General features: G+C 71.3%; 14 protein-coding genes. 8 read left to right on the forward strand and 6 right to left on the reverse strand.

The window, feature by feature from the left end:
* The first annotated feature begins 124 nt into the window (after nt 1-124).
* Nucleotides 125-1,225, forward strand: coding sequence for a sigma-70 family RNA polymerase sigma factor (locus VFO26_RS07990; protein WP_325114408.1), 1,101 nt, complete (start codon nt 125-127; stop codon nt 1,223-1,225).
* A gap of 151 nt (nt 1,226-1,376) precedes the next feature.
* Here the strand turns inward: VFO26_RS07990 and VFO26_RS07995 are convergent, their stop codons facing one another.
* The 3 genes from VFO26_RS07995 to VFO26_RS08005 all read right to left on the reverse strand — a co-directional run bounded on the left by VFO26_RS07995 (nt 1,377) and on the right by VFO26_RS08005 (nt 4,243).
* The gene (locus VFO26_RS07995; protein WP_325114409.1) at nt 1,377-2,174 is read right to left on the reverse strand and encodes a mechanosensitive ion channel family protein; all 798 of its coding nucleotides are present in this window, start codon (nt 2,172-2,174) and stop codon (nt 1,377-1,379) included.
* Nucleotides 2,175-2,352: 178 nt separating this feature from the next.
* Nucleotides 2,353-3,567 carry an aspartate kinase gene (locus tag VFO26_RS08000; protein WP_349259061.1) on the reverse strand — a complete coding sequence of 405 codons (1,215 nt, stop codon included), beginning with the start codon at nt 3,565-3,567 and terminating at the stop codon, nt 2,353-2,355.
* Nucleotides 3,568-3,607: 40 nt separating this feature from the next.
* Complete coding sequence (locus tag VFO26_RS08005) at nt 3,608-4,243, reverse strand: pyridoxamine 5'-phosphate oxidase family protein (protein ID WP_325114411.1); 636 nt, start codon at nt 4,241-4,243, stop codon at nt 3,608-3,610.
* A gap of 199 nt (nt 4,244-4,442) precedes the next feature.
* On the opposite strand from VFO26_RS08005, the gene VFO26_RS08010 reads away from it, so the two are divergent.
* The 6 genes from VFO26_RS08010 to VFO26_RS08035 all read left to right on the forward strand — a co-directional run bounded on the left by VFO26_RS08010 (nt 4,443) and on the right by VFO26_RS08035 (nt 11,101).
* Nucleotides 4,443-4,799, forward strand: a complete 357-nt coding sequence (locus tag VFO26_RS08010) for a plastocyanin/azurin family copper-binding protein (RefSeq protein ID WP_325114412.1) — start codon at nt 4,443-4,445, stop codon at nt 4,797-4,799.
* Between the two features lie 79 nt (nt 4,800-4,878).
* Nucleotides 4,879-5,880: a sensor histidine kinase gene (locus VFO26_RS08015; RefSeq protein WP_325114413.1), complete on the forward strand. Its 1,002-nt coding sequence runs from the start codon at nt 4,879-4,881 to the stop codon at nt 5,878-5,880.
* An 18-nt stretch (nt 5,881-5,898) separates the two neighbouring features.
* Nucleotides 5,899-6,897: a threonine/serine dehydratase gene (locus VFO26_RS08020; RefSeq protein WP_325114482.1), complete on the forward strand. Its 999-nt coding sequence runs from the start codon at nt 5,899-5,901 to the stop codon at nt 6,895-6,897.
* A 41-nt stretch (nt 6,898-6,938) separates the two neighbouring features.
* Entirely contained in the window at nt 6,939-9,137 is a 2,199-nt protein-coding gene (locus VFO26_RS08025) for a hypothetical protein (RefSeq protein ID WP_325114414.1), read from the forward strand.
* A gap of 158 nt (nt 9,138-9,295) precedes the next feature.
* Nucleotides 9,296-9,976 carry a peroxiredoxin gene (locus tag VFO26_RS08030; RefSeq protein ID WP_325114415.1) on the forward strand — a complete coding sequence of 227 codons (681 nt, stop codon included), beginning with the start codon at nt 9,296-9,298 and terminating at the stop codon, nt 9,974-9,976.
* Nucleotides 9,977-10,093: 117 nt separating this feature from the next.
* Complete coding sequence (locus tag VFO26_RS08035; protein WP_325114416.1) at nt 10,094-11,101, forward strand: sigma-70 family RNA polymerase sigma factor; 1,008 nt, start codon at nt 10,094-10,096, stop codon at nt 11,099-11,101.
* Between the two features lie 6 nt (nt 11,102-11,107).
* Here VFO26_RS08035 and VFO26_RS08040 read toward each other — a convergent pair whose 3' ends face one another.
* On the reverse strand, nt 11,108-11,398 hold the full coding sequence (locus VFO26_RS08040) for an STAS domain-containing protein (protein ID WP_325114417.1): 291 nt from the start codon (nt 11,396-11,398) through the stop codon (nt 11,108-11,110).
* A gap of 203 nt (nt 11,399-11,601) precedes the next feature.
* Here VFO26_RS08040 and VFO26_RS08045 point away from each other — a divergent pair, with 203 nt between their 5' ends.
* A complete protein-coding gene (locus VFO26_RS08045; RefSeq protein WP_325114418.1) occupies nt 11,602-13,053 on the forward strand; it encodes a DHA2 family efflux MFS transporter permease subunit in 1,452 nt (483 codons plus the stop codon).
* Here VFO26_RS08045 and VFO26_RS08050 read toward each other — a convergent pair whose 3' ends face one another.
* On the reverse strand, nt 13,054-13,677 hold the full coding sequence (locus VFO26_RS08050) for an alpha/beta family hydrolase (protein ID WP_325114419.1): 624 nt from the start codon (nt 13,675-13,677) through the stop codon (nt 13,054-13,056). It abuts the gene before it with no gap.
* A gap of 42 nt (nt 13,678-13,719) precedes the next feature.
* Nucleotides 13,720-14,130 (reverse strand): VOC family protein, encoded by a 411-nt coding sequence (locus VFO26_RS08055; protein WP_325114420.1) that lies wholly within the window; start codon nt 14,128-14,130, stop codon nt 13,720-13,722.
* Nucleotides 14,131-14,133 lie beyond the last annotated feature (3 nt).

A 14,133-nucleotide genomic window follows, 5' to 3' on the forward strand; every position in this document is an offset into this window, starting at 1 on the left:
CCTTCCCAAAGACCAAGGGCATGTATACGATGCGGCGCCGAAGGGTCTGAGCCGGAGCGACACGGTCCGGCTTGCTGCGTTCGAGGGTCTGTCTCGGTCAACCGCCAGGGAGAAAGAGAGGTCCATGCTCGCCGTCGATACCGCCCTTCCAGAGGTGGACGAGCTGCACAAGCTCGTCGAGCAGGGACAGGAGAAGGGGTTCCTGACGTACGACGAGATCGTCAAGTCCCTGGAGGACGTCGATCTCACCAAAGAGCAGCTGGAGGACTTCACGACGTACCTCATCGACCACTCCATCGAGCTGGTGGAAGGTGAGCAGCACAAGGCTCTGCCGCACGAGCAGCCGATCGTCCCCCCCGAGGAGGTGGCGGCGGCACCCAAGCTCGACCTCACCGTCGAGCCCTCCCTCGACTCGCTTCGTCTCTACCTCCGCGAGATCGGCAAGGTGCCGCTCTTGACCGCCGACCAGGAGGTCGCGCTCGCGAAGCGGATCGAGCGAGGTGACGAGGCCGCGAAGCAGCACATGATCGAAGCGAACCTGCGCCTCGTCGTCTCGATCGCGAAGGGGTATCTGGGGCGTGGGCTCTCGTTCCTCGACCTCATCCAGGAGGGGTCGCTCGGCTTGATCCGCGCGGTCGAGAAGTTCGACTACCGCAAGGGGTTCAAGTTCTCGACGTATGCGACCTGGTGGATCCGCCAGGCGGTCACCCGGGCGATCGCGGACAAGGCCCGCACGATCCGGATCCCGGTGCACATGGTCGAGAAGCTGAACAAGGTCGTCCACATCGAGCGCCAGCTCGTCCAGCGGCTCGGGCGTGAGCCGCGACCGGAGGAGGTGGCCGAGGAACTCGAGATGACGACCGAGGAGGTCCGCGAGATCCTCCGGATGGCGCAGCTGCCCGTGTCGCTCGAGAAGCCGATCGGCGAGGAGGAGGACTCGTCGCTCGGTGACTTCGTCCCCGACGACCAGGCCGAGTCACCGTTCGACACGGCATCGCTCTCGCTGCGCCGCGAGGACATCGAGATGGCCCTCGGGTCGCTGCCCGAACGTGACCGGAAGGTGATCGAGCTCCGTTTCGGCCTCCTCGGCGAGGCGCCGTGCACCCTCGAGGAGGTGGGTCGCGCCTTCGGGGTCACGCGCGAGCGGATCCGCCAGATCGAGAACAACACGCTCAAGCGGCTCGAGACCCTGCCCGAGGCACAGGCTCTGCGCGACTGCGTATAACGGCGCGGGCGAACCCATGGTTTGAGCGCGGGGGAACCCATGGTTCCCCCGCGGGCCCCTCCTTCGGCGCAGCGCACGGGTAGCCCCTACCTGGCCTCCCGGCCGGCAGAGCCGGCCTCCGGCCGCCGACGTCGTGCGCAAGGAGACCGCTCTAGTTCGCGTCGGCGCCGTCGGGGCCCAGGAAGCCCGCGTCGGCGAGCGCGCCCAGCGCGGCCTCCCGGATGTCCGAGCCGAGCTGGATCACGTCCGCGTCGAGCGGTGCAGAGGCCATGGCCGTCAGCCACACGTCGTTGCCGGTGACGTCCCCGACCAGCACCCTCGCCTGTCCCGGGTGGATGCCCTCGACCGTCTCGATCGCGCCGAGCACGGTCGCCCGCGCCTCGTCGACCGGTGCGCCGAGGCGGACGGGAAGCGAGGCCGAGATGATCCGGCGCGGGTCGCGGATCGTCCGGTTGACGATCATCGTCGCGGTGAGCTGGCTGTTCGGGATGAACACGCGCCGCGCGTCATCCGTGACGAGCGTGGTGTAGAGCAGGTCCATCTCCTCGACGAACCCCGTCTGCTCACCGACCGTGACCCGGTCGCCGATCCGCAGCGGCTGGGCGAACGCGACCAGCATGCCGGAGCCGAGGTTCGAGAGAGGCGTGTTGAACGCCAGGCCGACAAAGATCGCGACGACCGCGCTCGAGGCGAGGAGCGCGTTGACGATCTGGTCGGTCTCGGGGTAGAGCGAGAGGACGTTCCAGACGGCGATCGCCGCGACGATCGCGACGATCACGCGCCGCAGGAAGCCGAAGGTCGTCCGCCGGCGCGCTGCGTCGGCCGGGTCTCGGTGGGCGAGCCGGCGCTCGTAGCGCTCGAACGCGGCGCCGAGGCCCCAGCGCACGCCGATCACGAGCGCGAGGCCCACACTCGCTGTCACGAGCGCCTCGATCGTCCTGCTGCTCACGCTGCGCTTCTTCGGCGTCCCGGCACGGGCGCCTGCCCGAGCCGGCCGGATACCTGCCCGGCAGCGGCGGTGCGGCCCGCGAAGCGCGGGCGCGAAGCGGCCCCTTCAGCGATCTGCCCCGCGGCAGGGCGGGGATCCGAGCAGGGGATCCGCTTCTGCGAATCCCGCCGCGAACGACTCAGATCGTCGGCTCCACCTCCGGCTCGCGCTCGAGCGCGAACGCGTCGTGGAGCGCGCGCACCGCTTCCGGGATCCGGTCGCGGGAGATCATGCAGGAGATCTTGATCGGCGAGGTCGAGATCATCTCGAGGTTGATCCCGAGGTCCGCGAGCGTGCGGAACATCGTCGCCGCCACGCCCGGGTGTGAGCGCATCCCCGCGCCGATCAGCGAGACCTTCCCGAGCTGCTCGTTCACCTCGACCGCGAAAGCGCCGAGCTCGCCCTGTGTCGCCTCGATCGCGCTCCTGGTCGCGGCCACGTCCTCGGCGGGAACGGAAAACGACATCTCGGCCCGGCCGTGGACGACGTTCTGGATGATCGTGTCGACGTTCACCTGTGCCGAGGCGACGGCGTCGAAGATCATCGCGGCCACGCCGGGACGGTCGGGGATCCCGGTGAGGGTGAAGACGACGTCGGTCTCCGAGTGCGTCACCGCCGAGATGATCGCCTGCTCCATGCCCGTGTCCTGCACCCAGGTTCCCTCCTCGTCCGAGAACGTCGATCGCGCGTGTATCCGAACCCCGTGCCCTCGGGCGAGCTCCACGGAGCGAAGCGCGAGAACCTTCGCTCCAGACGATGCCATCTCGAGCATCTCGTCGTAGGAGATCACCGGAATCTTCCGAGCTTCCGGAACCAGGCGCGGGTCTGCGGTGAACACGCCGGCGACGTCCGAGTGAATCTCGCAGGCCGCACCGAGCGCAGCCGCGAGCGCCACTGCGGTGAGATCACCCGCGCCGCGGCCGAGCGTCGTGATGTCCATCGTCTCGCGAGAGAAGCCCTGGAACCCGGCGACGAGCACGATCTTGCCCTCGTCGAGAGACGCCCGAACCCGGTCGCCGCGGATCTCGCGGATCTTGGCCCGAGTATGGGTCGAGTCGGTCAGGATCCCGGCCTGCGAGCCGGTGTACGAGACGGCCTGCTCGCCGAGATCGTGGATCGCCATCGCCACGAGGGCACAGGCGATCCGCTCACCGGTCGAGAGCAGCATGTCGAGCTCGCGGGGGTTCGGCGCGGGGGAGACGTCGTTCGCGAGCGCGATCAACGAGTCCGTCGTCTTCCCCATCGCCGACACGGTTCCGACGACGTTCAGGCCTCGCCGCCGGGCTTCCACGAACCGCCGCGCGACATGGCGCACCTTGTCGGGATCGGCCACCGACGAGCCGCCGAACTTCATGACCACCGTCTCGAACGGGGGGGTGAACGAAGCGGTCACGTCAGTCGACCAGGCCGGGTCGTCGATACCGCTGCGCGCCCGACGGGGCCGGGATGCCCGGCCGGAGAGACGGGTCGGGTACGGGCGCGAGCGCGCGGACGACGAGCGGCACGTGCCCTGCCCAGACGTCGAGCTCCGCGTCCGGCGTGGCGCCGTCGGTGGGGCCGCCGGTGCGGATCTTGGCGGAAGCCTCGTCGAGCGGCATCCTGAGCACGGTCGTCGCCTTCAGCTCCTTCCGCGACGGCGGGCGAGCCTCCGCCCAGCGACCCGGCAGCAGCTTCTCGGTGAACGCCTCGAGCGCGACGAGCTTCTCGTCGGGCTCGACCAGCGGGGTGGCCGGCCCGAGCACGACGACCGAGCGGTAGTTCATGGAGTGCTCGAACACCGAGCGTGCGAGGACGATCCCGTCGAGCAGCGTGACGGTCAGGCACGCCGGGATCCCGCCGGCGAGCTCGCGAAGCGTCCGGCTCGCCGCCGAGCCGTGGACGTAGACCGCCTCGCCGACACGGGCGTGGAGCGTGGGAATCACGAACGGCTGGCCGTCCGAGACGAAGCCGAGGTGAGCGACGAGCCCGGCATCGAGGACGGAGTCGATCGCCGCGCGGTCGTACCGGCCGCGCTCGGGCAGGCGGCGCACCCTGGTGCGCGGCGAGACGGCCCGGTGCGTGCGGCGTACGGCGATCCAGCAAGCCTACGGACGGCCGCGGCACGCGTGCGCCGGCGCGTGCCCTCCGCGTCGGGCGGTGACCTGGCGACCGCGCGGCACCCCTGCGGGGCTCCCGCGGTGTGCAGGCATAGTGGCCCCGTACGACCGCTCAGTCGATCCGAGGAGGAGCATGTCGAGCAAGGGGTTGATCGCGATCGTGGCGAGCGCCGCCGCCGGGCTGGTGATCGCGCTGCCGGCCTTCGGCGCACCGACGGCGACGACCGTCGACGTCACGGCCGGAAAGCCGTCGGAGCTTCGGTTCACGCTGTCGAAGAAGACCGTGGCGAAGGGTGTCGTGACGTTCAAGGTCGCGAACAGGGGCAAGCTCGAGCACGACTTCAAGATCGCGGGCAAGAAGACCGCGAAGCTGAAGCCGGGCAAGACCGCGACGCTCAAGCTGACGCTCAAGAAGGGGAAAGCTGCCTACCTGTGCACGCTTCCGGGTCATGCGGCCGGCGGCATGAAGGGCACTCTCACCGTCAAGTAGCGCGCCCCGCGCGGGAGGGTGGCCGGCGGCCGCCCTCCCGGCGGTGGCGTGTTCACGGCGCACCCTGTACAACGCACCCGTGAGCGAGGTCGCGTCGTGGCTCGACACCATCGCCCGGATCTTTCACTGGATCCCGGACCTGGCCACGCCCGAGCAGGTGCAATCCGCCCTGCGAGAGATCCTCGACGACCCAGGCCTCGAGCTCTACTGGTGGGACTGGGAGCAGGAGCGCTACGTCGACGTCGCCGGGGTCCCGACCCCCGCCGAGCCGCGCGCGGGGCCCGGGATGGCCCTCTCCCGGGTCGAGTACGAGACGAGACGGATCGGCGCGCTCGTCCACGACGCGCGGCTCCACGACGTCCCGGAGTTCACGGACACGTTCCTGCCCCTCGTGCGGATCGCGATGGAGCGCGACCGGCTGCACCGGGATCTGGTCGCAAAGCTCGACCAGCTCAACGCGTCCAGGCTGCGGATCCTCCAGGCGGGCGACGCGGAGCGCCGGCGTCTCGAGCGGAACCTGCACGACGGGGCGCAGCAGCGGCTGACGGCATCGCTGCTCGGGATCCGTACCCTTGCCGTGAAGCTCGAGGATCAGCCCGAGCTCGCGCGACTGGCACGCGGCGCGCAGGAGGAGCTGCAGGGGGCGATCGACGAGCTGCGCGAGCTCGCCAGAGGGCTTCACCCACCCCTTCTGGCCAGGGACGGCCTAGCCGCCGCGCTCCGCGCGGGTGCCGCGCGCGCCTCGCTTCCCGTCGAGCTCGACCTCGACCTGCCGCGCCGGCTCCCCGTGGATCTGGAGGCCGCGGCGTACTACGTCTGCTCCGAGGCGTGTACCAATGCCGTCAAGCACGCACGGGCCTCCGGGGTCTGGCTGCGCGCCGTAGAGGCCGGAAAGACGCTGACGGTGATCGTCCGGGACGACGGCGTCGGCGGAGCCTGCATCGAGTGCCAGGACGAGGCTTCGGGCCTCGGGGGTCTCGTCGACCGCGTCGAGGCGCTGGGCGGGACCCTGGAGCTGGTCAGCCCCGAGGGCCGGGGGACGACGCTCACGGCAACCTTCCCGGTCCCGTCGGGCGCGTAGAGGGCGTCGGTGACCGGCATGGACGCAGAGCGGTGGGTCGCGCCCCGCCTCGCCGACGTGCTCGAAGCGCGGCGCGCGATCGCACCGCACCTTCCCTGGACTCCGCTCCTGGCCCACGCCGGCCTCGCCGAGCTCGTCGGCACCGACGTGCTCGTCAAGCACGAGAACCACCTCCCGACGGGGGCGTTCAAGGTGCGCGGCGGCGTGAACCTCGTCTCCCGGCTCTCTCCCGACGAGCGTCACCGGGGGGTCGTCGCTGCCTCGACCGGCAACCACGGCCAGTCGATCGCGTTTGCCGGCCGCCGGTTCGGCGTCAGAGTGGTGGTCTGCGTCCCGGAGAACGCGAACCCGGTCAAGCTGCACGCCATGCGTGCGCTCGGCGCGGAGATCGTCGAGCACGGACGCGACTACGACGACGCCCGCGAGCACTGCGAGCGCCTCGCCGAGACGGGCGGCTACCGCTATGTCCATTCGGGGAACGAGCCACTGCTCATCGCAGGCGTCGGGACACACACGCTCGAGGCGTTCGAGCAGGAGCCACGGCTCGACGTGCTCGTCGTGCCCATCGGCGGTGGCAGCGGCGCCGCAGGCGCGTGCATCGTGGCCAAGGCCGTCGCGCCCGCGTGCGAGGTGATCGGCGTCCAGGCCGAGGCGGCGCCCGCCGCCTACCTGTCGTGGCAGAGCCGGTCGGTCCAGGAGGCCGGCATGGGCACGGCCGCCGAGGGGCTGGCGACCCGGGTCGGCTTCGAGCTCCCGCAGTCGATCCTCTGGGAGCATCTCGACGAGTTCGTGCTCGTGCGCGAGGACGAGCTCCGGGCCGCCAACCGGCTGATGATCGAGCACACGCGCAACCTCGTCGAGAGCGCGGGCGCCGCGCCCCTCGCGGCCGCGCTGAGGCTGCGCGGGCGGCTCGCGGGCAAGCGCGTGGCGCTCGTCTGCACCGGAGGGAACTGCACGCTCGACCAGCTGCGCGCCGTGCTCGACGATGCTCCGCCGGCGACGGCCCAGGGCGGCTGACCCCTCACAGCTCCATCACACGCCGCGCGTACCCTGCCGCGATGCCTCGCGTGCCCGGCGGACTCCTGGTCGTGCTCGCCGGCGTGGCTGCCGCCGCCGCCCTGGCCGGACCGGCGGCTGCGGCCGACGCCTCCCGGATCACGCCGGTACCCTCGCTCGAGCCTCGCGTGACCCAGGCGGAGTGGCAGCGGCTCGCGCGGCGCGCGACCTTCCGGCCCTACGCGCTCCAAGCCGGCTGCCGCCCGGTGAGGGCCGTCTTCTACGCGGCCACCGACTGGCTGCGCCTGGCGACCAAGCTGGCCGCGACCGCCTCCCCGTGCGCCCAGTACTACATCTCCGTGCCCCCGATCGTCGGCGACAAGACGAGGTCGCGACCCGACCAGGCCGGGCGGATCCGCGCGCTCGGGCCGAGCTTCCATGCGCTCGCGGAGATCCACTACACGACGTGGCAGAAGTGGGTCACGGCGACGGCCTCTTCCTGGTACCAGGCGGGTGTCGAGGCGAGGCGGCGGATGGCCGCGGCCGGCTACGACGTGGCCGCCGGTGACACGTGGGCGGTGAACGAGCTCTCCTCTGCAGTGCGGCGGGGCGACGGTGCGCGGCGCGCGGAGATCCGCGACTTCCTGCGCGGCCTCTACGACGCGGCGGGAGAAGGCCCACCCGCGAAAGGAGTGGCGTTCGTCGTCGGCATCGGCCAGCGTGTGCCGGCCGCCACCTACAAGGCCCGCATGCAGGAGTGGCTGCAGGACACGGCCTTCTGGGCCGACATGAACGCCTACGTGAGCGACTGGTCGCAGGAGGTGTACGCGGACGTCCGCAGCTACGCCGCCCCCGGGGCGCCGACCGCGAGTCGGCGTGAGGCCCTGGTCGACTACCTCCGCCACCCCGACCTGCTCGCCCTCAGCGGTGGCGCCGCCTCGGGGACGGCGAACGCCTTCTTCGCGAACGCCTCCAGCGCCCTCGCGAACGCTGCCTGGCAGTGGGGATCCGGCTTCGGCTGGACGCTGGTGCCCGACGGCCTCATGCAGCAGTTCGTGTCGGCTCAGGTGTACGCGCTCCGAAACCACGGGGTCCGCTCTGCCAGGCCGACCGACCGCTTCGGCTTCGCCTGGGCGCCGCGAAACGCCGACACGCTCCTTGCGAGCGACTTCAGCCAGCGGACGGGCGCGGTGCTCGACCGGCTGTCCGCTGCGATCCGGGACTCGGCAGCCGACAATCCCGCCGACCCCGGCTTCGGAGCGTGCGGCTCGAACGGGCGGAACACGTGGTGCGCCGGCGACCTCGAGGGGGCGACGCTCAGCGCCGGCTGGCGTTCGTTCCGAACCTGGTCGCCCACGACGCTCGCGTTCGTCTCGCCGCCGCAGGCGGTCGCAGCAGGTGTGGCCTCCGCGCCGGTCTCGCTGCAGGCCCAGGTCGCCGGCGTGGCCGCGAAGCCGGTGGCGCCCGTCGCCGTGACGCTGACGAGCTCCTCGCCGACGGGGACGTTCGCCGCGACCGTGGCGGGGCCGTTCACACCCACGCTCGCCGTTCAGCTTCCCGGCGGGGCGTTCGGGACCGCGCAGTTCTTCTACCAGGACGCGACCGCCGGCGCTGTGACGCTCACCGCCACGGCCGCGGGCGTGGTCACGGGGACGCAGCAGCTCACCGTCACCGGCGCCGCTCCGGTGTCGCTGCGCATCGACCCGGCGGCGTCCACGCTCCTGCCCGGGGCGACGTCGACGTTCACTGCCGTCGGCATCGACCAGTTCGGCAACGAGGTCCCGACATCGGCGGTGTGGGCCGTGACGCCCGCGACGCTCGGCACCCTCACGCCTCCGTCGGGCCCCACGACGACACTCACAGTCGGGAGCAGGCCGGCCACGGGACAGGTGACCGCGACGGTGACGACACCCGCCGGCACGCTCACCGCGGGCGCCGCCGTGACCGTCGAGCCGCCGCCGCCGGTCCGTGTCGCGGCCGTCCGCTACGGGGTCGCGAAGCGGAGGCTGCACGTCTACGTGACCGTCGTCGACGGCGGCGGCCGCAGGGTGCGCGATGCCACCGTCACGGTCGCGCTGTACCGCAACGGGAAGATCTATGCGCGCGCAGCCGGCCGGACGGCGACCGGGCGCATGACCTTCAGCCGACCCGCTTCGGCGGGCGCCTACCGCGCGAGGGTGACGCGGGTCGCGGCGACCGACCGGACGTGGGACCGCGTCACGCCGAGAAACGCCTTCCGCAAGCCTCTGCGCCGACGGTAGGGCGCCGGCCGGTTTTCGAGGATGCCTCGGCGAGCGCGCTGCTCGGCCGACGCCGTGCCGGCTCGGCCGACACCCAATACTTCAATTATGGAAGAATTGCCCTGTGTCCCACGCGTGACGCGCAGAATGGCGGCAGTTATCGGACCGAGGAGGATCGAATGACGTTGAAGATCGGAGACACGGCACCGGACTTCCAGGCGGAGACGACCGAGGGGCCGATCTCGTTTCACGACTGGATCGGCGATTCGTGGGCGGTGCTGTTCTCGCACCCGAAGGACTTCACACCGGTGTGCACGACGGAGCTCGGGTACATGGCGAAGATCAAGCCCGAGTTCGAGCGCCGGAACGTGAAGATCATCGGGCTCTCCGTCGATTCGGCCGCGGACCACGAAGGGTGGGCACGCGACATCGAGGAGACGCAGGGCCACGCGCCCAACTACCCGATCATCGCGGATGCGGACTTCGCCCTCTCGAAGCTCTACGGGATGCTCGGCGCGGACGTCTCCGGCGATCCGCGCGACCGGACGGCAGCCGACAACCAGACGGTACGCAACGTGTTCGTGATCGGCCCGGACAAGAAGGTGAAGCTGGTCCTCATCTACCCGATGACGACCGGACGCAACTTCGACGAGGTCCTGCGGGTGATCGACTCCCTCCAGCTGACGGCGGAGCACAGGGTCTCGACGCCCGTCAACTGGGCGCAGGGAGACGACGTGATCATCGCGGGCTCGGTCTCCAACGACGAGGCGAAGCAGATCTGGCCGGACGGCTGGGAGGAGCCCAAGCCTTACATCCGGATCGTGCCCGACCCCTCGAAGGTCGCCGCCGCCGCGAAGTAGCGTGTGGGCGAGCGCTGCCTCGGCCGGGAACAGCCCGGCCGGGGCGCTCGCCGCACGCGACCGTGGTGCGGGTAGCCGAACCACGGGCGGAGCGCCCGTTTCCCTACGATGGTCCGCGTGCCCGACCTCGAGGTGACCGGAGGCGCTGTCTCGCTCGCGCAGGGGGACGTGGCGGAACGGCTCGAGCTCTACCGCCGTGAGCTGACCGGCTACTGCTACCGGATGCTCGGCTCCCCGTTCGAGGCGGAGGACGCCGTCCAGGAGACGTTGCTGCGGGCCTGGAAGGCCTTCGATCGGTTCGAGGGGCGTGCGGCCCTTCGCTCGTGGCTGTATCGCATCGCCACGAACGTGTGCCTCGACATGCTCGGCGCGAGGGAGCGTCGGGCGCGCCCGATGGACCTCGGCCCCGCGCGCGAGCCGGTCGCCGACAACCTGAACGCGCTCCCCGAGGTCACATGGATCGAGCCCGCTCCGGACGGCCTGGTCGTCCCGGAGGGCGACCCGGCAGAGGTGGCCGTCGCGCGGGAGACGATCCGGCTCGCCTTCGTCGCGGCGCTGCAGCACCTACCGCCGCGCCAGCGCGCGGTGCTGATCCTCTGCGAGGTGCTGCGCTGGCAGGCGAGCGAGGTCGCGGAGCTGCTCGAGACGAGCGTCGCCTCCGTCAACAGCGCGCTCCAGCGGGCCCGCGCGACGCTCGAGGCGCGTGACCTGAGCCCGGCCGAGCAGGAGCCTCCTGCCATGGACGAGGCCGAGCGAGAGCTCCTGGCGCGGTACGTCGACGCCTTCGAGCGCTACGACATGGACGCGCTCACGACGCTCCTCCACGAGGACGCGACGCAGTCGATGCCGCCGTACGACCTCTGGCTCACGGGTCGCGAGGACATCTTCACGTGGTGGCTCGGCCCCGGTGCCGGGTGCCGTGGCTCGCGCGTGATCCCGACCGTGGCCGCGAACGGCTCGCCGGCCTTCGGGCAGTACAAGCCGAGCGAGAGCGGGAGCGGATTCGACCCCTGGGCGCTGCAGGTGCTCGAGGTCGAGGACGGCCGGATCGTCGAGCTCACGTTCTTCCTCGACACGGAGCGGGTCTTCCCGCTGTTCGGTCTGCCGCCGCGCCTGGAGGCTTGAGACGGCCTACTCGGGCAGCACGTCGCGAAGGCCCATGAACGCGACGAGTTCGAGCAGGTCCTTGGAGGCGTTCCGCAGCCGTACCTGACAGCGGTGGCGCCGGGCGCCGAGCTGGAGCCGAGCGAGCGCGTCGACCGTGACCGCATCCGCGGGAACGCCGCTCACGTCGCAGAACGCGACGCCCGGACCGCCGGCACCGAGCAGCGTGCAGACCCGGTCGGAGAGGCCGGGGAGGTCCGAGCGCGAGATCGGGCCGGTGATCGTGAAGACGAGCGTCGTCGGGCGTGGCTCTGCCATCCACCCTTCTGACCGCGGAACGCGAGCGAACTCATCGGAGTACGGAGAACCGAACGAGCGGAGGGCGGACGGCCGGAAGGCGCCGGACGTTGGGTGCGCAACCCTCTGTCCATGGGCATCGAGCGACCCACCGATGAGTTCGCCGCCGCGGGCTCGTCTACCCGTTCGAGACCGATGGTGAAGGCTGCGAAAGGACTCCGACGATGACGATCACCGACACACGCACCCGCTGGCTGGCGCTGCTCGTCCTGTGCCTGGGCGACCTGATGATCGTGCTCGACGGGACAATAGTCAACGTGGCGCTGCCGTCGATCCGCGACGACCTGGGCTTCTCGCAGGAGTCGCTCGCGTGGGTCGTGAACGCGTACCTCCTGACGTTCGGCGGGTTCCTGCTCCTCGGGGGCCGGCTGGGCGACCTTTTCGGCCATCGCAGGATGTTCCTCTCGGGGATCGCGCTGTTCACCCTCGCATCACTGGCCTGCGGCCTTGCGACCTCACAGGGCGCACTGATCGCCGCGCGTGCGGTGCAGGGCCTCGGCGGGGCAATCGTGTCCGCGGTCGCGCTGTCGCTGATCATGACGCTCTTCGTCGAGCCCGCGGAGCGGGCGAAGGCGATGGGCGTCTTCGGCTTCGTGCTCTCCGGCGGCGGCACCGCAGGCGTCCTGCTCGGCGGGGTGATCACCGACCTGCTCGACTGGCACTGGATCTTCCTCGTCAACCTCCCGGTCGGGATCGCCGTCTTCGCGTTGACGCTGGCGCTGCTGCCGGGTACCCGTGGCCAGGCGACGGGGCGCGTCGACGTCGCCGGCGCGATCACGGTCACCGCGTCGCTGATGATCGCGGTGTACGCGATCGTGAACGGCAACGAGGTGGGCTGGATGACCGCCCGCACGCTCGGCCTGCTCGGCGCGGCGGCGGTGCTGATGGTCGTGTTCCTCTCGCTCGAGGCGCGGCTCTCGGCGCCGCTGATGCCGCTCGGGATCTTCCGCAACCGCAACGTGTCGACCGCGAACGTGATCGGCGTGCTGATGGCGGCGGGGATGTTCGCGTACTTCTTCCTCTCGGCGCTCTACCTCCAGGGGATCCTCGGCTACACCCCGATGGAGGTGGGTCTCGCGTACCTGCCCTCGATGGTGATCTGGGGCGGCTCGTCGCTCCTCCTGTCCGACCGGCTGGTCATGCGGCTCGGTGTGAGGACACCGCTGATCGCAGGGCTGGCGCTGATGACGCTCGGCCTCCTGCTGCTCGCTCGGACGCCCGTCGACGGGTCGTTCCTCGTCGACGTGCTCCCGGCGACGATCGCGGTCGGGCTCGGCGCCGGGATCGGCTTCAATCCGATCCTGCTCGCAGCGATGAGCGGCGTCTCGCCGACGGAGGCCGGGCTCGCGTCGGGCGTCGTCAACACGTCGTTCATGATGGGCGGCGCACTCGGCCTCGCCGTGCTCGCGAGCCTCGCCGCCTGGCGCACCGAGGAGCTCGAGGCCGCCGGCGAGTCGGCGCGGGCGGCGCTGAACGGCGGATACCACCTGGCGTTCCTGGTCGGCTCCGCGTTCGTGGTGGCCTCGGCCGTCGTCGCCGCAGCGTTCCTCCGAGTCGATGTCTCCGCAGCCCAGGAGGAGCACCACGGCGTCCCGGCGCCCGCCGCGGCGGATTGATCAGGGCACGTGCCCGATCACGCCGGGGAGCCAGGCTCGCACCGCCTCCGCGACCCCGGCGGGATCCGACCTCAGGCTGTGGTCGCCCTTCACCTGCACCACGGTTCGGTGCTCCCCCGGGGGCGGGATGCCGAACCGGTCTCGCTCGCCCTGGACGACGAGCACCGGCACCCTCACGGCGTCCAGCTCGGGCAGGCGGTCGGCTGACGGCGGCTTGCCGGAGCGGCCGGGCGGCTGCAAGGGGAACGCGAGGCAGAGGACGCCCGCCGCACCCGCCGGCCCGGCTGTCCGGCACGCGACTCTCGCACCCGACGAGCGCCCCCCGACGACGACCGGGACGTCCGTGAGCTCGGCGGCGCGCAGGTGCTCGACGACGGCGCTCCAGGCCGCGTCGAGCTGCCCGGCAGGCGCGGGAGAGCGGCGCCCGGCGACGCGGTAGGGCTGCTCGACGAGCGCCACGGCAAGCCCGATCGACCTCGCGGCCTCGGCGGCCGCCACCAGGTCACGTGCGGAGACTCCTCCGCCGGCTCCGTGACCGAGGATCAGCGCGCCCTGTGGCTCGCCCGCCGGATGAAGGTGTATGCGGGCGAGGCCGTGGGGCGTCTCGACCTCGATCGTCCTCATCACGGGCCAGGCTAGCGCCGGTGCTGCCCGTGCCGAGCTCCGTCAGAGCCGCCGCGAGGTTCCGCCCCAGTCCTCGGGCGCGACGTCGTCGATCGTCTGGGAGAAGGTCCATGCGTGCCCGCCCGGATCCTCCGCGGTGTACTGGCGCTCGCCGTACGGGTAGTCCTGCGGGGCTCCCGAGATGCGGGCGCCTCGCTCGACGGCCCGGGCATGATGGGCGTCGACGTCATCGACGCGCACCATCACCGTGCTCGACGACGCGGCGTCACCGCTCCCTCCGCCCGTCACGGCGATCGCCCCCTCGCCGACCCAGAGCTGCGCGCGATGGTTCCCGGCCCGCCAGCGCTCGGCGAAGCCGAACACCTCGCAGAGCCAGCCGACTGCCTCGCCCACGTCGGGATACGCGAGCACGGGGATCACTGTCGACGGCGGCATCGAGCGGTTCGCGCGCATGCG

This window comes from Gaiella sp. (genome assembly GCF_035710885.1).
Taxonomy (GTDB): Bacteria; Actinomycetota; Thermoleophilia; order Gaiellales; family Gaiellaceae; genus Gaiella.

What these genes read in the sequence shown, in the direction of transcription:
- VFO26_RS07990 (WP_325114408.1), top strand. Translation starts at nt 125, where the DNA reads ATGCTCGCCGTCGATACCGCCCTTCCAGAGGTGGACGAGCTGCACAAG.
- VFO26_RS08000 (WP_349259061.1), bottom strand. Translation starts at nt 3,567, where the DNA reads ATGAAGTTCGGCGGCTCGTCGGTGGCCGATCCCGACAAGGTGCGCCAT.
- VFO26_RS08010 (WP_325114412.1), top strand. Translation starts at nt 4,443, where the DNA reads ATGTCGAGCAAGGGGTTGATCGCGATCGTGGCGAGCGCCGCCGCCGGG.
- VFO26_RS08020 (WP_325114482.1), top strand. Translation starts at nt 5,899, where the DNA reads ATGGACGCAGAGCGGTGGGTCGCGCCCCGCCTCGCCGACGTGCTCGAA.
- VFO26_RS08025 (WP_325114414.1), top strand. Translation starts at nt 6,939, where the DNA reads ATGCCTCGCGTGCCCGGCGGACTCCTGGTCGTGCTCGCCGGCGTGGCT.
- VFO26_RS08030 (WP_325114415.1), top strand. Translation starts at nt 9,296, where the DNA reads ATGACGTTGAAGATCGGAGACACGGCACCGGACTTCCAGGCGGAGACG.
- VFO26_RS08040 (WP_325114417.1), bottom strand. Translation starts at nt 11,398, where the DNA reads ATGGCAGAGCCACGCCCGACGACGCTCGTCTTCACGATCACCGGCCCG.
- VFO26_RS08045 (WP_325114418.1), top strand. Translation starts at nt 11,602, where the DNA reads ATGACGATCACCGACACACGCACCCGCTGGCTGGCGCTGCTCGTCCTG.
- VFO26_RS08050 (WP_325114419.1), bottom strand. Translation starts at nt 13,677, where the DNA reads ATGAGGACGATCGAGGTCGAGACGCCCCACGGCCTCGCCCGCATACAC.
- VFO26_RS08055 (WP_325114420.1), bottom strand. Translation starts at nt 14,130, where the DNA reads ATGCGCGCGAACCGCTCGATGCCGCCGTCGACAGTGATCCCCGTGCTC.